This is a genomic window from Pseudomonas sp. FW305-28 (genome assembly GCF_017351395.1).
Classification (GTDB): Bacteria; Pseudomonadota; Gammaproteobacteria; order Pseudomonadales; family Pseudomonadaceae; genus Aquipseudomonas; species Aquipseudomonas fluorescens_AA.
This window is the reverse complement of record NZ_JACNDD010000026.1, coordinates 23,003-41,740: the sequence shown is the minus strand read 5'-3', so window position 1 is coordinate 41,740 and position 18,738 is coordinate 23,003. Positions and strand designations below refer to the sequence as shown.

At 59.9% G+C, this 18,738-nt stretch carries 22 protein-coding genes; 3 read left to right on the top strand and 19 right to left on the bottom strand.

Annotation, left to right across the window (positions count from 1 at the left end):
- Positions 1–4: 4 nt before the first annotated feature.
- The 16 genes from J4E53_RS30745 to J4E53_RS08780 all read right to left on the bottom strand — a co-directional run bounded on the left by J4E53_RS30745 (position 5) and on the right by J4E53_RS08780 (position 10,795).
- Complete coding sequence (locus tag J4E53_RS30745; protein ID WP_256573040.1) at positions 5–130, bottom strand: hypothetical protein; 126 nt, start codon at positions 128–130, stop codon at positions 5–7.
- Positions 127–702 (bottom strand): phage tail assembly protein, encoded by a 576-nt coding sequence (locus J4E53_RS08850; protein WP_103308743.1) that lies wholly within the window; start codon positions 700–702, stop codon positions 127–129. Before J4E53_RS08850 ends, J4E53_RS30745 begins: the two co-directional genes overlap by 4 nt.
- 152 nt (positions 703–854) lie before the next feature.
- The gene (locus J4E53_RS08845) at positions 855–1,361 is read right to left on the bottom strand and encodes a phage major tail tube protein (protein ID WP_060738968.1); all 507 of its coding nucleotides are present in this window, start codon (positions 1,359–1,361) and stop codon (positions 855–857) included.
- Positions 1,361–2,527 carry a hypothetical protein gene (locus tag J4E53_RS08840; protein WP_060738969.1) on the bottom strand — a complete coding sequence of 389 codons (1,167 nt, stop codon included), beginning with the start codon at positions 2,525–2,527 and terminating at the stop codon, positions 1,361–1,363. The genes J4E53_RS08845 and J4E53_RS08840 overlap by 1 nt, the downstream gene beginning before the upstream one ends.
- 2 nt (positions 2,528–2,529) lie before the next feature.
- Entirely contained in the window at positions 2,530–2,739 is a 210-nt protein-coding gene (locus J4E53_RS08835; protein ID WP_060738970.1) for a hypothetical protein, read from the bottom strand.
- A 100-nt stretch (positions 2,740–2,839) separates the two neighbouring features.
- On the bottom strand, positions 2,840–3,259 hold the full coding sequence (locus J4E53_RS08830) for a phage tail assembly chaperone (protein WP_060738971.1): 420 nt from the start codon (positions 3,257–3,259) through the stop codon (positions 2,840–2,842).
- Between the two features lie 7 nt (positions 3,260–3,266).
- The gene (locus J4E53_RS08825; protein WP_103308744.1) at positions 3,267–5,213 is read right to left on the bottom strand and encodes a phage tail protein; all 1,947 of its coding nucleotides are present in this window, start codon (positions 5,211–5,213) and stop codon (positions 3,267–3,269) included.
- A complete protein-coding gene (locus tag J4E53_RS08820) occupies positions 5,214–5,849 on the bottom strand; it encodes a phage tail protein I (protein ID WP_103308745.1) in 636 nt (211 codons plus the stop codon). It abuts the gene before it with no gap.
- A complete protein-coding gene (locus J4E53_RS08815) occupies positions 5,846–6,841 on the bottom strand; it encodes a baseplate J/gp47 family protein (RefSeq protein WP_060738974.1) in 996 nt (331 codons plus the stop codon). Before J4E53_RS08815 ends, J4E53_RS08820 begins: the two co-directional genes overlap by 4 nt.
- Positions 6,838–7,170, bottom strand: a complete 333-nt coding sequence (locus J4E53_RS08810) for a phage baseplate protein (RefSeq protein ID WP_103308746.1) — start codon at positions 7,168–7,170, stop codon at positions 6,838–6,840. The genes J4E53_RS08815 and J4E53_RS08810 overlap by 4 nt, the downstream gene beginning before the upstream one ends.
- Before the next feature lie 11 nt (positions 7,171–7,181).
- Positions 7,182–7,793: a phage baseplate assembly protein V gene (locus J4E53_RS08805; protein ID WP_060738975.1), complete on the bottom strand. Its 612-nt coding sequence runs from the start codon at positions 7,791–7,793 to the stop codon at positions 7,182–7,184.
- Positions 7,794–7,796: 3 nt separating this feature from the next.
- Positions 7,797–8,309 carry a hypothetical protein gene (locus J4E53_RS08800; protein WP_103308747.1) on the bottom strand — a complete coding sequence of 171 codons (513 nt, stop codon included), beginning with the start codon at positions 8,307–8,309 and terminating at the stop codon, positions 7,797–7,799.
- Between the two features lie 36 nt (positions 8,310–8,345).
- Positions 8,346–8,696: a phage holin family protein gene (locus J4E53_RS08795; RefSeq protein ID WP_025212143.1), complete on the bottom strand. Its 351-nt coding sequence runs from the start codon at positions 8,694–8,696 to the stop codon at positions 8,346–8,348.
- Between the two features lie 50 nt (positions 8,697–8,746).
- Positions 8,747–9,286 carry a hypothetical protein gene (locus J4E53_RS08790; RefSeq protein WP_237140803.1) on the bottom strand — a complete coding sequence of 180 codons (540 nt, stop codon included), beginning with the start codon at positions 9,284–9,286 and terminating at the stop codon, positions 8,747–8,749.
- Positions 9,287–9,411: 125 nt separating this feature from the next.
- Positions 9,412–9,594 (bottom strand): Com family DNA-binding transcriptional regulator, encoded by a 183-nt coding sequence (locus J4E53_RS08785; protein ID WP_081015322.1) that lies wholly within the window; start codon positions 9,592–9,594, stop codon positions 9,412–9,414.
- Between the two features lie 466 nt (positions 9,595–10,060).
- Positions 10,061–10,795 carry an XRE family transcriptional regulator gene (locus J4E53_RS08780; protein WP_003198297.1) on the bottom strand — a complete coding sequence of 245 codons (735 nt, stop codon included), beginning with the start codon at positions 10,793–10,795 and terminating at the stop codon, positions 10,061–10,063.
- Positions 10,796–11,331: 536 nt separating this feature from the next.
- On the opposite strand from J4E53_RS08780, the gene J4E53_RS08775 reads away from it, so the two are divergent.
- The 3 genes from J4E53_RS08775 to fdxA all read left to right on the top strand — a co-directional run bounded on the left by J4E53_RS08775 (position 11,332) and on the right by fdxA (position 15,421).
- Entirely contained in the window at positions 11,332–11,673 is a 342-nt protein-coding gene (locus J4E53_RS08775; RefSeq protein WP_060738978.1) for a DUF6124 family protein, read from the top strand.
- A 714-nt stretch (positions 11,674–12,387) separates the two neighbouring features.
- Positions 12,388–14,955, top strand: a complete 2,568-nt coding sequence (gene mutS / locus J4E53_RS08770) for a DNA mismatch repair protein MutS (protein WP_175459538.1) — start codon at positions 12,388–12,390, stop codon at positions 14,953–14,955.
- 142 nt (positions 14,956–15,097) lie between these two features.
- The gene (gene fdxA, locus J4E53_RS08765) at positions 15,098–15,421 is read left to right on the top strand and encodes a ferredoxin FdxA (protein ID WP_030139464.1); all 324 of its coding nucleotides are present in this window, start codon (positions 15,098–15,100) and stop codon (positions 15,419–15,421) included.
- Between the two features lie 490 nt (positions 15,422–15,911).
- On the opposite strand, the gene rpoS is transcribed toward fdxA, so the two are convergent.
- The 3 genes from rpoS to J4E53_RS08750 form a co-directional block, all read right to left on the bottom strand.
- Positions 15,912–16,919: an RNA polymerase sigma factor RpoS gene (rpoS, locus tag J4E53_RS08760; protein WP_047227588.1), complete on the bottom strand. Its 1,008-nt coding sequence runs from the start codon at positions 16,917–16,919 to the stop codon at positions 15,912–15,914.
- A gap of 106 nt (positions 16,920–17,025) precedes the next feature.
- Positions 17,026–17,871 (bottom strand): peptidoglycan DD-metalloendopeptidase family protein, encoded by an 846-nt coding sequence (locus J4E53_RS08755; RefSeq protein ID WP_060738980.1) that lies wholly within the window; start codon positions 17,869–17,871, stop codon positions 17,026–17,028.
- Between the two features lie 211 nt (positions 17,872–18,082).
- On the bottom strand, positions 18,083–18,718 hold the full coding sequence (locus J4E53_RS08750) for a protein-L-isoaspartate(D-aspartate) O-methyltransferase (protein WP_161796107.1): 636 nt from the start codon (positions 18,716–18,718) through the stop codon (positions 18,083–18,085).
- Positions 18,719–18,738 lie beyond the last annotated feature (20 nt).

Below are 18,738 nucleotides of genomic sequence, written 5' to 3'. Positions count from 1 at the left end.
CGCTCTACTCCTGTTTCACGCCAAGGCGAGCGATCGCGATGTCGTAGCGGCGCAAGGCCTTGCCGGCGTCCCACTCCAGGATTTCCGCCTCACTTACCGAGTAAATGAGCGGCACCACATCGAGGATCACTTCGATGTCGCGCTCCGAAAGAAGTCCGCCGGTTTGTTTAAAAAATCGTCGATGCGCACCTGCAACTGGGTCCAGTCGGGCACGGTCAGCCGATCGAGATCGGGAATCATCAGGCCAGTGCAATGGGCGGTGATGAACTCCGCGCGTTCCTTGGCCGTCTTCAGTTTCTTCATCGCCTTGGTGGCCCGCAGCACCGGCATTTCCAGGGTCAGCGAAGTCATGCTGCGGCCCGCGACGTCGAGCGGTTGCAGCAGCTGTACCTGGTCAGGGTCGGCGGGTGCGCCGGCCACCTGTTCCAGGAAGTGGAACGTCGGACGGGTGGACATTTCATGCACGTACTGCGCAATGCTCACGTAGTCCGGGCGCTTGAGCTGGTCGAGTTCCTTGACCGACAGCCCGGTGGCCAGTTTGGCCAACTCGAAAAACTGATCGTCTTCGTCATCGCCGGCGCGGGCCAGGGCGTCTTTTTGCGCGGCGTAGTACAGCGGCTTGAGGGGGAGTTGCTCGATCTGCGTTTCGTCGTCACCGGCGATCGGCGACAGCAAGACGTGAACGGGAGGCGTCCAGGACATGGAATCGGTTCCTTGATAAATCAGAGGACAACCTGTGGGAGTGAGCTTGCTCGCGATGACGTCGGATCAGTCAGCATCGATGTTGGCTGACACACCGCTATCGCGAGCAAGCTCGCTCCCACAGGGATTGGGTTCAACTGACGGGCGTTCGTTTACGGCAACAACACCGCACGGCGAGCATCGCCGAGGATGTCGACGCCGTTGAGCACGAACTTCTGGGTGCGCACGTCGATGTCGATCACCGGGACGCCGTTTTCCAGGCGGTTGTAGGTGCGGCAGGACAGATCAAGGATGGTCTTGGGCTTCTCGTTCATTTTCAGCGTCGTTTCCTCAAGGGACTTCAACTTGCCGCCCACCGTGTGGTAGGTGAACCAGGTGTTGCCGTCCTGATCCTGGCCGGCTTCACGCACATTCAGCAGAATGTCGTCGCCCACACTCACGCCCAGCGCCAGCATGACTTCCGGACCGAGGCCTTGCAGCGTCAGCTTGGCCGTCAGCGCTTTGCCGGCCTTGGCCATCTCCTCGCCAATGAAACGGCCGCCACGCATCTCTTCCATCTCGAATTCGATCTTCGGCGGGGTGAACTCTTCCACGGTCGCCGACAACGGCAGGCCCTGCAGGGTGGCCGCGATGGCCTGTCTTACGCGGTTGGTAAACATTAGAGAACGTCCTCCAGGAACTGCTCGATGATTTCATCGCGGGCATTGAGTTGATAAATCATGTGTTCGTTCGGCGCGTAGCGGCCGTAGTCGATGACCACGTACCAGGTGCCGTTCTTGTACTTCTCGACGCTGTTCAATTCCGGGTGCAGGTACACGCTGCCGCCCGGGATGGTTTCGTCGGCGACCAGGGTTTGCAGCCAGTCGTTGATGCGCTTGACTTCCTGGTCCATGAACGACTTGGTCAGGTTCTTCGCCATGGCTTTCTGGCCGGCTTTCACCAGCTTGCGGCTGATGGCATCTTCCAGGCCGACGTAGCTGATGAACTTGCCGGTGATGGAACGGTTGCCCAGCAGCGAGAAGCCGCCGAGGATGGTCCGGGCGTAGTAGCTGACGCCGTAGCGGTTGAGCAGATCGCCTTCGGTGGAGGTGTCGAGGATGTTGTATTCGACGGTGCGGGAAACGTCTTCGGCGTAGGTGACCTGGTTGCCCGGGCTCTCCCATTGCTTGACCTTGGCGAGGGCGGCGATGGCCAGGCTCGACGGGGCCAGGAAGACGTTTTTCTTCGCGGCCTTGGAATACACCGCCGGCATGTTGTGCACCACCAGGCAACGGTCGAAACCAAGGTCCGCGCCGCCCAGTTCCTGGCTGTAGGTCACCTGGTCGGCGACCGCGACGTCCTTGCCATCGAGCACCACACGGGCCTTGATGCGCTTGCCGAACGAGGCGAACTCGCTGGCGACGGCCTTGGTGCCGGTGAAGCCTGGCGCGCCGATGATGGTCAGGTCTTCAGCGACCCCACTCAACGCGGCCAAGCCCAACTTGCGCCCGGTCTGCGCCTCGATACCGCCGATCACGTTGTTCTGCGTGTCGGCCAGCGTGGCGCCCTCTTCGACAATGACCACGTACACCGGCACCTTGACCACTTTGAGGATCTGGTAGACGGCGTGGAACAACGTCCCCGCTTCGGCACCGGTCGGGTCCAACTGGGCCTGAGTGGTGAAGCTGTTGATGCGGAACGGGGTGTTTTTCGGAATCAGCGGGTTGGCATTCGGCGCGGTGCCGACCAGCCCGATGACGTTGTCACCCAGGCCACCCATGGCCTCGGGAGATTCAGTGGCATTGACGGTAATGCCGTTGTGCTCGAAGTTCAAAACCTCAGCCATGGTTATTCAGCCTTCTTGGTGGCGGCCTTTTTGGCCGGGGTGGATGCAGAGACCGGTTCACCAGCCTCGGTTTTTTTCAGCTCCAGGCGACCGGCGCTGCGCAAGGCATTGGCCTCGACGTCGAGCAGGTCGAGTTCCTGGCCGGCGGTCGACCAGTGACCACCGCCGATGGGGAATGGGAGGAGCACGGTGTAGGTTTGGCGTGGTGCCATTTAGGTTTCTCCAGATATGAAAAAGCCCCTTGAGGAAGGGGCTGTCGGATGTTGTCAGTTGTTTTGGCGGAAAAGAAAACGCCCCGTAGTTACGGGGCGGTTACTGGGATTGCTCGGCTAGCCAAGACGGTGCGAGCGGACGATGCTCCTTCAGCGGGAACTCCCCGGCCTCAGGCCAATTACGTAGAATCCGGCGATACGCTTGCAGCTCAGCGTATTGCTCAACCGAAAGCGTGGTTTCGGTCCCATCTTCCAGCTCATCTCGATGACGCGTTACCATCCCATCAGTAAGTGAAAGCTGCCTATTCCGCCATGCACGCTCAACGAGCGATAGCTCTGCTAGCGTCGGCAATGACGGGTCTTGCAATTGTGGAAAACCATCAGGCCCCCTGCCGATGATCTTCCCCCCCTGTCGCGGCTCAAAGAGCGCCGCATGATCCTCATCAGATATCTCAATGCCCCCGTTATCAATTAGCTCGAAGGCAAATCGACCGTCTTCTTCAATCCATTTTGCGTACATAGTCGCCTCAGTAGCCGATGGCTAGCCAGTTGTAACCACCCACAGTGACAGCAGAGTTATTGCCAGCCACATTAGTGATGTAGCCCGTAAAACCTGTACGGGTCGGTATCCCGGATTGACAAACGGATGGATTCGTCGCGGAAGTAGCCCCGGAATAGATCGCCCCTACGTACATACAGGCTGTAGGGAATGCGACAGGAAACGTTACCGGCACTGTTCCTGTCGCGACATCCGTTGAAGCGTGTCCGATTTTGAATATCCAGCCGCTTGGTAATACCTGATTGGCGGTATTTCCAAAAATTGCGGCAAATGCATTGGAGAACTTCAACGCAGCGGTACCGCCGACCAATCGCCACTCGCCGGTTAGTCTGGTCAATATCGCAAAATCACCCTGTCCCAAAACAAGTGCTATTGCGCTTCCGCTCGAATTAGTAATCTGCTCGCCATTCGAAGCCAGCAGCGTGACAGCACCTGCCCCGCCACTCAGAACCATGATCATGGCTCCTGGCCCTACTGGCGCGGTGGGCGGCAAAGTAACGTTGATCGCCGTCGACGCTGACGCAGTAACGATGCCGCCAGCGCTTGAATTCCCCAGAACGGTGTTGGCGCTGACCGAGGTGAGGCTCGACCACTCGACCCCCATTCTCTTCACAAACTCAGTAGTTGCCAGCAACTTACTGCTATCGAATTGCGCCGGGGTGTCACCAAACACCTTGGAAAACTGCAACTGTGCAGATCCTTCCGCCCACCAGGCAGTCACACCATTACTGCTCAACACCAAGGTGGTACCCGGCTGCAATGCAATACTGTTGGGCTGATTGAAGTTCCCGGCGTTGATTAGATCAGCCCCCACACAGGCCACGGTGACAATGCCGCCGCCAATGTTCCGGAAGTGGATCGAACCACCCGATGGTAGGGCGTTGGCCGTCGGCAAGGTAAGCGTGAACGTCCCGATCACCGAAACTAGAGTGCCGACCGCTGCTGCTGTCAATGTGGTGGCCGACGTCAAGCTGGTAAAGCCGCGATAGTTACCGCTGGCACGCATAACGTATTCAGTCGTCGCGATCGACTTCGTGTTGTCGAATAGCGGCGGCGTATTTGCCGTCGGATTAACCAGCACCGGCGAATTGAGCGGCGCAAATCCTTGAGTGATGTTCTGAAACGTCAACGCCGTAGTGCCCAGTACAATCGTACCGTCGGTAATCAACTGCCAGATCGTGTTGGCAAGCGTCGCGCCCTCCTCCACCGAGACAATCAACCCCGAAGTCACGTCGACGCTCGCATCGGCATCCTTTGCCCGAACCCAAGCGCCGTTCGCAACCACGTAGATACCGTTGTCTTTCGCCAAGGTCTGGGACTTGACCAGGACCCGATTCCCAGCGATCACCGCAACACCATCGATGGCTTGCGCGCCACTCAAGGCAATGTTGGCCGTTGTCGCCACCCGCACCGACTGCTTCCTGTCGAGTTTGGCGAGTTCGTCGGCCACATAGCCGGCCACCCAGGCCCGCGTCGCCTTGACCACCGTGTCGTCGATCAGCAACGTCACCAGCTCGGCATTGCTGGTCTCGAAAATCGACCGAATGTAGAACTCTTTGCCCGAACCAGACGTCGCCAACACCGGTTTGAACGACTCTGGATATTTGACGATCGCATAGAGGATGCCGGTATCGGTCCAGATCCCGGCCTCACGCACATACCAGCCGCCCACATCGGACGGGATGGTGACCTCGGCCAGCAGCCAGCTCGGGTTGGCTTCATCCTGGAACAGCGCATTGAGCGGCCCACGCCAGACTTCGCGCTTGAGTGCCGTCGCCGTTGCGGCCGGGTTGTATTCCGCGCCGCCGCCGTCACCAACGGAAATCTGCGACAGCTTGATCGGTGTGCCCGCCGCCTTGCAGGCGGTTTCGTAGGCGATCCCCGCATCGGTGAGCAGGGTGTAGTAGTCGGCCATTTAGGACCCCTGTGGATAAATAGTGGAGGTTTCGACGCTGTAGAGCCCGGCGGCCATGAAGGCCTGGCCCGAGGCTTCGAGCCCTTCGATGACAACCGGATAAACCGTGGTCAGTTCGCCGCACAGCGTCGCGGCGCCGATGACATGCCTGCCTAAGGCCCTCAAGCCGACAGACACCGTCAAGGTGTCGCGTTCGCTCTTGGCACCGGCCAGGCGACGGTCGAGACGGGCATCGATAGCTTCGCTGTAGGGCTGCTCGGTAAACGCCCTGACGGAAAAACTGTAGGGCGGGCCCGGTGGCGTTTGCTCATACCAGGCGCGCACTTCAGGCATCAGCTGCAAACCCTTGGCGGCATTTTCCAGCGCCTTTCGCGTCCCGGCCTGCCGCGCGGTGGGCCAGGCGAGCTCAACGGTCAGGCGCTTTTCAACTGCGGGCGCCGCGGAACTCCATTCACTGACCCCGCGGTCTGCTGCGAGATATGGCAGGAACGCCAAGGGCGTGGCCGCCGGGTTCATCAGCTCGGGAAACGGCGGATCGATGCGTTCGAGCAGCCGGGCGAAACCGAGATCCAGCGCCCGTTCCAGTGGCGAACTGTTGATCGGCAGCAGGCTCAGGCGTGGTGTGTCGTCACTCATAACGTGTCCACCTCGACCTCGACGCCTGTGCAATACGGGGCTTGAAAAGCCGTCGTCACGATCGGCTGGAGCGGTTCGAGAATCTGGAGCTGAACCGCGCCGGCACTGTGCAGCGTGTAGTCGATCCAGCTCGGGTCCACTCGACCTTCCAATCGATGACACGCCTCAGCGTATTCCCGCAATTGCTGTTCGGCGGCAACCTGGGTCAAGCCCGAATCCGGGCCGGCATTGATCTTCGCCACGACGCGGATTTTGTAGGGTTTGATCTGCGCGCCCTGGACAATAACGAGGTCCGTTTCCGGTCGCACATCAGGCCGAGCGAAATGCTGGCGAACACCGTCGAGCAGCGTTTCGGATGGCGTCCCATCACCCTCACGGGACAACACCGTGACCGTGACCTGGCCCGGCGCCGTCCGGCGTGCGTTACCGTCCTTGACCTGCGCCGCACGACCGTCCGGGTCGAAGGTGTAGGTGACTGTCACCACACCGGCCGAGGCGCTTTCCACCTTCACGACGGGCCGCTCCCCCAAGGTAAAAATCTCCCGCCGATACTGCATGCGCGAGCCGGCTGCCGGGGCGTGGGGCGCCAGGTAATAACGCAACCGAGCGTCATCGTCGCTCTCGTAGACCGGGGGGATGGGCGGGAAGGCCGCCGGGTCGCCCGGGTCTAGCAACTGCCGCTCCAAGCCCATGTCCGCAAGGCGGGCATCGAGGTTGGTTCCGGTGGCCCACCACGCCAGCATCTGCTTGATGCGAGCGTTGTATTTGCGTTCGTGGGTTTGCAGCCGGACACAGAACGCCTCCAGGGCCAGGGTCAGCAGTTCGCTTTCGTTTTCGAGGCTGTCCACCAGCTTCGCCGCGCTGGCGGGAGAGCGTGCGGCGACGTACTCGACCACGAAGGTCTTGAACTCCGCGAGCAAATCCTCGAACGCGTCGACGGTGACGATGGCCGGTTCGGCCAATTGGTTCTGGCCGGGTATCAACATGCTCATGTCACCACCTCGAAAGTCTGTTTACGGTTTTTCCAGGTGCCAGCGAAACGCAGCAGCAATCCGGCACCCTGCCGACTGGCGACAATGACCTGCGGCTCGAAATCATCGATGCCGTTGTCCGGGTTGTAGAACGCTTGGGCCGCGTGGCTCTGGGCGAGGATCAGCAGGTCGTCGCCGAGGTTCTGCCCCAGCAACTGCGTGAGTGCACAGCCATACAACGGACGCTTCTGGCGAGTGCCCAACGGCGTGGTCAATACACGGGTGGCGCGCTGCACGAACTGCAGCCAGTCGTCGACCGTGGCGCCGGTATTTCGATCGATTCCAATCATGAGGAAATCTCTTATGCGGTACTGATGACGCGCCCCTGGTGATCCACCACCGGGCCGCTCAGGTGCACACCGGAAGCGTCGAGCCGAATGCCGACGGCGCCGACTTGCAATTCGATGGCCTCGGCTGTCATCGCCAACCGCGACGGGCCGATGCTCAGTTGGAGGGCTTCACGGGAACCGCTGAACGCCGCCGGGCCGTTTTGCCAGTGCAGGACATGGCTGGCGTGGTCGTAGCCGTTTTCCGTACCGTCCTGATAGAGACGACGCGTCAGCGAGGCCTGGGTCGAGACGGGCGGGAACTGACCGCCGTTGAGGCCGAACAACGCCACCGCCTGCCCGCCGCTCTCGCCGCCGCCATGGTTCAGCAACAGGCATTGCTCGCCCACGGACGGAATCCGCGACTCGCTCTGGGCGCCGGCGCTCGGGTTGAAAAAGCGGATCGCCGGTGTCAGCAACCCACCATGGCTGACCTTGCAGGTGTTGCTGGCCGCATCGACTTCCTGGCAAACGCCGATGCGGCAGAAACTCTCCGCACGTCGATGCAGGTCTTCCAGCTCGGTTTCCATCTGTGCCAGACGCTCGATGATCGGCCCCAGATGCATCCGTAACAGCCCATCGAACATGGCTCAGCCCTCGAGTGCGGTGTATTGATCCGGGTCGTCGATGTTCGACACTTCCCAGGTACGGGCAAATTTCGGAATGCCCAACGGGTCCTCCAGCAGCGTCGGGCCGAGGTACAGGGTTTGGTTGAAGGAAAGGGTCCAGGCGCTGTACACCCGCGCTTCGTGGATGAACGTGGATGCGAGGCCATCGATCTCCGTGGGCAGATCGCATTGATCACCCGACAGGCCCCAGCGGTTATCCACGACCAGGTGTTTCAATTCACCGGCCAGATCACAGGCCTCCCAGCCTGGAACGGCCATGACCACTTGCAGGGAAACCGTCAGGACATGGGCGATACGCCCGTCATTGGCGCGGTTGCCTGACGCATCGCGTTCAATGGCAATCAGCACCCAGGGTTGGTCGTCGGTGCCATCGAACTCCTGAGGGCTGCCGACTTTCAAAGCGGGATAAATGGCGCGCAGCGTCTGGGCAATGGCCGAGAACAACTGCGACGGTTTTTCGATAAGGGCAGGCATTGATCGCCTCCTTGTGTATGGATCAGCGATGTGGGTTCACGGCTGGTCGGGCGGCAGGTCCCGCGGTGGCACTTCGCATACGCCGATCCGCTTGGCGACCCAGCGCTCGTAAAGACCGATCGCCACATCGGCACCGGCCATGGCGGTCAGGCAACCCAGGGCGCAGGCGCTCCAGATCGACATGCCGAGGGCATACAACAGCATGGTTGCCGAAACCCCGCAGACCACGCAGGCACCGGAGCGCAGCACCACGCGGCGCAGCAACGGCCAGCCACGGGCGCCCTCCTTGTCAGCGCGCCACATCTCGCCGGACACCCCGCCCACCAGGGCGAGCACGATGACCAGCCAGATCGGCATGTCCAGCAACGCTTGTTGCTCGTTTGTCATGTCTCGTTTCCTGGGGAGTAAGGGTTTGAAGTTAAGGGGCCCAATCGCGCTTATCGAGTGATGAGCATGTCGATGCTGGTCGCGTCGCAGGAGTTGTTGGCCTTCCGGTCGATGACCAGATAAAGCGAAGACGTCGGCGTAACCGCTACGCTACTCAACATAAACGTAGTGCTGCCGCCGTTTGCCAGGCTTCCGGACTGGAGCACGGTGTCGCCCAGGTTGAGCGACCAGCCAATCCCATCCCCGCAGGCGTTATGCAGGTCGTTGACCCGCCCCAGCACGTTGATGTTGCCGGTGACAGGACTGGCCCAGCGGAAGATGCTCTGGCTGTTGGTGCCGGGATGTGTAGCTACGTCGCCCTGCTTGAATACGAAACTGGTGCCTGAACCCGTGAAGGTGAAATTTGCGTTGGGAATGGAAATCCAGGCTCCCGTAGCATCGTCCCGCCAGCAGGTGGTTGGCTGGCCATTGCATGTCCCCGCCTTGAACGTAGGAAAGAGCGTGTAGTTAGCCGAGACATTCACCCCCGATTTGTTTTGCATGAGTGACCATGGCGAACCGGCCGGTGCGGCTTCGATCATCAGGTACATGTCCCGGGCCAAGTTCCACGACATGGCCGTATCAGCCCAAGTGTTCAGGGATACGAAGGACGACAGAAACGCAGTCGCCAGTAGGATTCTTTTGAGTAATTTAATTTTTCTTACCTCGATGGATGTCATTGAGTACGGAGTGCAGGGTCTATTCCGCACGCTGTTCGCTCGCCGGCGTTCACTCGAGGCTCAACGGCCTTCACATGATTCAACGTCCCACACCGGGAACATTTGATCTGGAGTTCGGTGTTCTCGCCCACGCGGGCCAGAAGTCGTTTGCAGTGACCGCATCTGAAATCCTTCAGCATTGAAAGCCCTCCATTGGCGGCGGTGATGTGGTTGAACGCACCTCACGGTGCAGGCATTCCAAAAAGCCCGGTTGCCCAGGCTTTTCAGTAATGCGCTTGATCTTTCGGCGCGACTGGCGCGGTACGGATCCATTCAAATTGTTCCTCCGGCCGCGGTCCCTGCCCGCCGGATAACTGCTTCTGGTGCTTTACGCTGCACACCCGGGTCAGTTGCCAACCCTCTGAACCGTTAAGGCCGGTTCATCGCTGCCTGTTGGAGGAACTAAAGAGCTTCGTTGCCAGCCACTTTGTCGAGCGGCTTGGACACAGAATATGCATGGATGCATATACAGTCAATGCGTGAATGCATTTATTTATGCATTAAGAATGCGTAAACGCATGGAACCCTTGCAAATACGGGGTTGAAGGTTTTCGGGAGACGAAAAAAAACCCGCACGGCGGCGGGTTTTATCTGACAGCGGAGGGGTTAACGGGCGTACATGCCCCACCAGAAGACGTGACCGAGGATGACGATTTGCTCGTCCTGCATTTCCTGGAACGTGTAGTCCTCATCCGGATGTTCGTCGCGATTGAAGCTGCGCAGGCGGATGCCGGTGGGCAGGCGATAAAGCTGCTTCACCCGCAGTTGGCCGTTGTGATTGATGGCGTAGAGGTCACCGTCGACGATGTCGCCGATCCCGCATTTGCCTGCGTTCACCCCGACCGTGGCACCGTCGCGCAGCACCGGCAACATGCTGTTGCCGCGCACCGTCACGCACTTGGCCTGGTCGAACTGCACGCCGTTATGGCGCAGGCTGCGCTTGCCGAAGCGCAGGCTTGAGCGCTCGCTTTCCTCGATGACGAATCTTCCTGATCCAGCAGCCAATTCAACCTCGCGCAGAAAAGGGACCGACACTTCGTCTTCTTCGACGGGTGTTTCGTCGTCCCACAGGCTTATGTCCTTGAGTTCGGAATGCGGCTCATCGCGGCGAGCATTGCCGGCGGGCACAACGTCCGCGCGCCCGCGCAACTGGTCGGTGCTCACGGCAAAATATTCGGCGATCTTCGAGATGTGTTTATCCGAAGGATCGACGATCTTGCCGCTGAGGATCCGCGAGAGAGTGGACTGAGGCACGCCGGTACGCCGGTGAAGCTCCGTGGGGGAGATCCCGTGCTGATCGAGCAATGCTCTTAATACGGTAGAAACGTTGCGTTTTTGCATAACGCGCATAATGCTTGTTCTTTTCGCAGAAGACAAATGCTGTTTTGCATAAATAGGCAATGCAGGCCTTTTGAATTCATTGTGGCGAGGGAGCTTGCTCCCGCTTGGGTGCGAAGCGCCCACAAAAAGGGTCTGCTGCGCAGCCCAGCGGGAGCAAGCTCCCTCGCCACGGAATCGCCCTACACTCCCTTAGGAAAAGGCTCCGCCCCCGTCCTTCAAATGTGCGACACCAGGCTACATCGCCTTGCGCCTCTGCCTACAACTGCGCCAGAATCCGCCGGCTTGTCCACCTTGGATCCCATCGGTACTTTGGTCTCGTCACTGCCCATCAGTGATCGGGTTTAGTCGCTCGGTATTCCAAGGTGCTCATTGCTCCATTCAGTCAGGTACTTCTATTCCTGCACTTGATGGTAGCTGTGCGCAGGGCGCCTTCGGGCGCGCCGGTTTCTTGGATCCCCGGTCGACTAACCTGCGTACAGCTGCCGCCCCTCGTTTAGTCGCGAGTGAGTGGTGGCTCAACTTCAAGGATCCATAGAATGCCGAAGAACACTCCAAATCCCCCAGACGATCACGTCTCCCGCAACACCAAGAAACTCGATGACGCGGCCACCCGCGCCCTGGACTATTACCTCAAGCCGAAAGCCGACAAAGAAACCTGCGACACACCCGATACCCTTTTCATCATCGCCCCCGACATCGACGCCGAATGCCTGCTCGCCAACCTCAGCGAAACCCTGGCCTCGGCCAATGCGATGGTCAGTGATCTGGCGTTCGACCTGGAGGGCTCACGACGACATATCGCGTTGGGGGTCCAGCAGATGATTGAGCTGGGCCAATTGCTGGCGAATCGGGCGTTGGATGTGGTTGAAGTGAGGTAGGCCTTTTAAGAGAAACCCGAGTAATCACTGTGGGAGCGAGCTTGCTCGCGATAGCGGTAGTCCAGTTACCACCCAGTTGTATTGGCAGCCTTCATCGCGAGCAAGCTCGCTCCCACAGTTGGATCGGGGTACAACCGGAGAAACAGGTCGGCTATCAGGCCGCCTTCGCGAGCAAGCCCGCTCCCACAGGGGAAACGCGGTCCCACCAAGAATCAGGTCGGCTGTCAGGCCGCCTTCGCGAGCAAGCCCGCTCCCACAGGGGAGACGCGGTCCCACCAAGAACCAGGTCGGCTATCAGGCCGCCTCGCGGTGGACGTTGATCTCGGCGCCCCATTAACCACGCTGGCTGAACGAAGGTATTGCGCAGTGGGCAACCCGGCATGGATGCCGGGTTAGCCGCGCTGGGCCATGGATGGCCCTTCGCGGCGGCCCACGGAACAATGCCTTCGTTCAGGCATGCCGAGCCTAGGCGAGGCACCGAGTGGTGGGGCAAAAGCGCTTTGCTTACTTTCGCGCTCTTCGAAAGTGAGCCGCCGTAAGGGCGGAACCATAAGTAGCCGTTACCGCAGCAACGGATATGCACACAATCCCAAACGCTGGGTAGCACCAGACCGCCCATGTTAACCTTGCGCCCATCGCGGAAAAGCCGGGCCAATGCCCCTCCTTTTGCCCCACACCTTTCAACGAGCTTCCCTGACACCCATGAATACAGCCGTGAACGACCTGTCCTCCCACACGCCCATGATGCAGCAATACTGGCGCCTGAAGAACCAGCACCCCGACCAGCTGATGTTCTACCGCATGGGCGACTTCTACGAGATCTTCTACGAGGACGCGAAGAAGGCCGCCAAACTGTTGGACATCACCCTGACGGCGCGTGGGCAATCGGCGGGCATGGCGATTCCGATGTGTGGGATTCCTTACCACGCGGCGGAAGGTTACCTGGCGAAGCTGGTCAAGCTCGGCGAATCCGTTGTGATCTGCGAGCAAGTCGGCGACCCGGCCACCAGCAAGGGCCCCGTGGAACGCCAAGTCGTGCGGATCATCACCCCGGGTACGGTCAGTGACGAGGCCTTGCTGGATGAACGCCGGGACAACCTGATCGCCGCGGTGCTGGGGGATGAACGCCTGTTCGGCCTGGCGGTGCTGGACATCACCAGCGGCAATTTCTCGGTGCTGGAAATCAAGGGCTGGGAAAACCTGCTGGCGGAGCTGGAACGGGTCAATCCGGTAGAACTGTTGATCCCGGACGACTGGCCCAAAGACCTGCCGGCAGAAAAACGCCGTGGCGTGCGTCGTCGGGCGCCGTGGGATTTCGAGCGTGATTCGGCGCTGAAAAGTCTCTGCCAGCAGTTTTCCACCCAGGACCTCAAGGGCTTCGGCTGCGAAAACCTGACCCTGGCCATCGGCGCAGCCGGTTGCCTGCTGGCCTACGCCAAGGAAACCCAGCGCACCGCCCTGCCCCACTTGCGCAGCCTGCGTCACGAACGCCTGGATGACACCGTGGTGCTGGACGGCGCGAGCCGCCGCAACCTGGAACTGGACACCAACCTGGCCGGCGGGCGCGACAACACGTTGCAATCGGTGGTCGATCGCTGCCAGACCGCCATGGGTAGCCGCCTGCTGACCCGCTGGTTGAATCGGCCGCTGCGGGACCTGACTGTGCTGCTGGCGCGTCAATCCTCCATTACCTGCCTGCTGGATCGCTATCGCTTCGAGCAGTTGCAACCGCAGCTCAAGGAAATCGGTGACATCGAGCGAATCCTCGCCCGTATCGGCCTGCGCAACGCCCGTCCCCGTGACCTGGCGCGCCTGCGCGATGCCCTCGGCGCCTTGCCCGAACTGCAAGTGGCGATGACCGACCTCGAAGCGCCGCACCTGCAACAACTGGCGCGCACCACCAGCACCTACCCGGAACTGGCCGCGCTGCTGGAAAAAGCCATTATCGACAACCCACCGGCGGTGATCCGCGACGGTGGCGTACTGAAAACCGGCTACGACGCCGAACTCGACGAGTTGCAAGCGCTGAGCGAAAACGCCGGTCAGTTCCTGATCGACCTCGAAGCCCGGGAAAAAGCCCGCACCGGCCTGGCTAACCTCAAGGTCGGCTACAACCGCATCCACGGCTACTTCATCGAGCTGCCGAGCAAGCAGGCCGAGCAAGCCCCCGCCGATTATGTTCGCCGCCAGACCCTCAAGGGCGCCGAGCGCTTCATCACCCCGGAACTCAAGGCGTTCGAAGACAAGGCGCTGTCCGCCAAGAGCCGCGCCCTGGCCCGGGAAAAGATGCTCTATGAAGCACTGCTCGAGGACCTGATCAGCCAACTGCCGCCGTTGCAGGACACCGCCGGTGCCTTGGCGGAACTGGATGTGCTGAGCAACCTGGCCGAACGCGCGCTGAACCTGGACCTGAATTGCCCGCGCTTCGTCAGCGAGCCGTGCATGCGCATCAGCCAGGGTCGTCACCCGGTGGTCGAGCAAGTGCTGACCACGCCGTTCGTGGCCAACGACCTGAGCCTGGACGACAACACCCGCATGCTGGTGATCACCGGTCCGAACATGGGCGGTAAATCCACCTACATGCGCCAGACCGCGTTGATCGTGCTGCTGGCCCACATCGGTAGTTTCGTCCCGGCGGCCAGTTGCGAATTGTCCCTGGTGGACCGGATTTTCACCCGGATCGGTTCCAGCGACGACCTGGCCGGTGGGCGTTCGACCTTCATGGTAGAGATGAGCGAAACCGCGAATATCCTGCACAACGCCACCGAACGCAGCCTGGTGCTGATGGACGAAGTCGGACGTGGCACCAGTACCTTTGACGGCTTGTCCCTGGCCTGGGCAGCAGCCGAACGCCTCGCGCACCTGCGGGCCTACACGTTGTTCGCCACTCACTACTTCGAACTCACCGTATTGCCGGAAAGCCAGCCGCTGGTGGCCAACGTGCACCTCAACGCCACCGAGCACAACGAGCGTATCGTGTTCCTGCACCATGTGCTGCCCGGCCCGGCCAGCCAGAGCTACGGCCTGGCAGTGGCACAATTGGCCGGCGTGCCGAGCGAAGTGATCAGCCGTGCCCGTGAGCACCTGAGCCGCCTGGAAACCACCAGCCTGCCCCACGAAGCGCCACGCCCGACCAAGGGCAAACCGGCCGCACCGCAGCAAAGCGATCTGTTCGCCAGCCTGCCACATCCGGTGCTCGACGAGCTGGCCAAACTCGATCTGGACGACCTGACCCCACGCCGGGCGCTCGATTTACTCTATACATTGAAGACACGGATCTAACGCACAGGCTTTCAAGCTGTTAGAATCTCGCGCGGTTTGGGATGCTGCGGGCTTTTAGCCTGGTTCGCAGACTATCGCTCCCAAACCTTGCGAGCCCACCGTGAAGGGTCTTCGCTGCCGCCGCCTGAGGAGAGAATTAGAAATGACCTTCGTCGTCACCGACAACTGCATCAAGTGCAAGTACACCGATTGTGTAGAAGTCTGTCCGGTGGACTGCTTCTACGAAGGCCCGAACTTCCTGGTCATTCACCCGGACGAGTGCATCGACTGCGCCCTGTGTGAACCGGAATGCCCGGCGAACGCCATCTTTTCGGAAGACGAAGTGCCGGCCGGCATGGAGAACTTCATCGAGCTGAACGCCGAACTGGCGGACATCTGGCCGAACATCACCGAGAAGAAAGACGCTCTGCCCGACGCCGAAGAGTGGGATGGCAAGACTGGCAAGATCGCAGACCTGGAACGCTGATTACCCATCGTTCGCTGAAAAGGCCCCTTGCGGGCCTTTTTGCTTTTCCGGATTCAAGAAATCGCAGGCAAAAAAAAGGGGCGGTTTGACCCGCCCACATTTTTTCCCTAATCCCTTTAATCCTATTCATCGTCCTGATGAATCGCGTCCTGCGATGTCCTTCCTTCCCATCATCCTTGACGGGTGTGTCTGTCCGTCGACACAGGACTGATATTAGTATTTTCCCAGGCGAGTGCAACGCGGCTGATACAGGTGGCTTGTTCTGTCACGCCACATTCACAAAATAAAAGTCCTTATAAATCATATAAGTACAGAAAAATCACGACACTTATAGCTGTCTGTCCCGCCAATGAGAAACCGATCGCTTACGCAACACTAGGCAAAGGCTTACAAGTCGAACCTACAAATAGAGCGGCCCTGGAAAAACATCCCTTCGGAAACGGAAAAGCCCCGAACCAGTCGGGGCTTTTCTTGCTGCGCCGCACTCGGGTTATTGAAACAGCGACTCACTCGACAGGCCATTCTTCTCCAGGATCTCCCGGAGACGCTTGAGGCCTTCCACCTGGATCTGCCTGACCCGTTCACGGGTCAAACCAATCTCCAGGCCTACATCTTCAAGGGTGCTGCTTTCATGCCCCCGCAAGCCGAAGCGGCGGATCACCACTTCCCGTTGCTTGTCGGTCAGCTCCGAAAGCCACTGGTCGATGCTCTGGGACAGGTCATCGTCCTGCAACAGCTCGCATGGATCGGTAGGTCGATCATCGGTGAGGGTGTCCAGCAAGGTTTTATCCGAGTCCGGCCCCAGGGAAACGTCCACCGAGGAGACCCGCTCGTTGAGCCCAAGCATGCGCTTGACCTCACCCACCGGTTTTTCCAGCAGGTTGGCGATTTCCTCGGGTGACGGTTCATGGTCGAGTTTCTGGGTCAACTCGCGGGCGGCCCGCAGGTAGACGTTCAGTTCCTTGACCACATGAATCGGCAACCGGATCGTCCGGGTCTGATTCATGATCGCCCGTTCGATGGTCTGGCGGATCCACCAGGTCGCGTAGGTCGAGAAGCGGAAGCCGCGCTCGGGATCGAATTTCTCGACGGCGCGAATCAGGCCCAGGTTGCCCTCTTCGATCAGGTCCAGCAGCGAAAGCCCACGATTGACGTAGCGTCGGGCGATTTTCACCACCAGGCGCAAGTTGCTTTCGATCATGCGTTTTCGACCGGCCGGGTCGCCACTTTGCGACAGCCGCGCAAAATGAACTTCTTCCTCGGGGGAGAGCAGTGGCGAGAAACCGATTTCATTGAGGTACAACTGGGTAGCGTCGAGCGCCCGCGTGTAATCGATGTACTTATGTTGTTTAAGTGAAGCGGAGTGTCTGGATTTGGCACGAACGGAAGGTGGAGTCGCCCCTTCATCATTCGACATCGAATCCATAGCGATGCCGGTCTCCATAAGGAGAACCTCATCGTCGATGTCAAACTCCGGCACTTCTTTACTGAGAGCCATTGTTATAGTCCTTTGGTGAGTTCGACCTCAAGCTCAAGCGACGCCTTTATCCTTGGCAACGCTGGAGCCTGTTCCCTCTACGTGACGGAACAGGCTGACAATCAAATCAACGACGTGGCAGGAATTGCAGCGGATCGACTGGTTTACCTTGTCGGCGAATCTCAAAGTGCAGTTTCACCCGGTCCGTTCCCGTTGATCCCATTTCGGCAATTGTCTGTCCGACCTTGACCTGCTGCCCCTCCCGAACCAACAGCCTGCGGTTGTGACCGTAGGCACTGACGTAGGTATCGCTGTGTTTGATGATCACGAGTTCGCCGTAGCCCCTCAAACCACTCCCGGCGTACACAACCGTGCCATCAGACGCGGCTAAAACAGGCTGTCCCAAATCCCCGGCGATATCAATTCCTTTATTCAAACTACCGTTTGAAGAGAATTTTCCAATGAGAACGCCATTAGAAGGCCATCCCCAGCCAGTCGGGGCGGGACCCGCAGGAGGCATCGGAGCAGGGGCTGGTTTGCTCGCGACGGACGGTATTACCGCTGTCCCAGACCCCGCCGGCCGGCGAATGACCGTGGTTTTGCTCGACGACGAAGCCGTCGAACCGGACTGTGTCACCACTGCGGTAGGCGTTGAACCGCTACGGCCATCGAAGCGAATCGTCTGACCGGGGTGAATCGTATAAGGCGCAGGAATGTTGTTGCGTGCCGCGAGGGCCTTGTAGTCCCAGCCGTAGCGAAAAGCGATGGAAAACAGCGTATCGCCGCGACGGACTACATATTGGCCGGTCGTTACCGTAGGACGTTGAGGTGTTGCGCTGTTGCGATCGACAACCCGGACATTGCTCGACGGCGTACTGGAACAACCGACCAGCAAAGTGCTCAAGACAAGGCCAGTCACCAGGCGCTGAAAGCTCGTGATACCCATACGCTGCGCAATGACTGTGAGACTCACCCGCCGCTCCCTTTGTGGTGGCTGAAAAATTGGAGGCTGCCTGTCCAGGCAGCGTTCATACAAATATAGCTGGCAACCACTGCGCCTCTATTAATGAAGCGCAACGCGCCGCCGCACACGTTTGCTCGACGCCATTGGGCTCTGTTCAGCGAATCGGTGCCGCTGTAAGACACAGGCGTGGCCACGGAATTCAGCGCCTGTTTATAAATGCTCAGGCCAACGGTCCATTGAGCAACGGCACGAACCGCACCGCTCCCAGGACGTGTCGCGAAAAACCGTGTTCTTCGCGCACGATCAGCATCAGTTGCTGGACTTCACCGGCGCCCACGGGAATGACCAGCCGTCCACCAGGGGCGAGCTGGTCCAGCAGGGCCTGGGGCACGTCGGTGGCCACCGCGGTCACGATGATGCCGTTGTAGGGCGCCAAGGCCGGCCACCCTTCCCAGCCATCGCCCCAACGAAACACCACGTTGCGCAGGTTCAGCTCCACCAGGCGTTCCTTGGCACGATCCTGCAGCACCTTGATCCGCTCGACGGAAAACACCCGCTCGACCAGCTGCGACAACACCGCCGTCTGGTAACCCGAACCGGTACCGATCTCCAGCACCTTGTCCAGCGGCCCGGCCTCCAGCAGCAACTCGCTCATGCGGGCCACCATGTACGGCTGGGAAATGGTCTGGTTGTGGCCGATGGGCAACGCCGTGTCTTCGTAGGCGCGATGGGCCAGGGCTTCATCGACGAACAGATGGCGCGGTGTGCGGCGAATCACCTCCAACACCTGGGCGTTGGACAGGCCTTCTTCGTAGAGACGCTGGATCAGTCGTTCACGGGTGCGTTGGGAGGTCATGCCAATCCCGCGGCGCATCA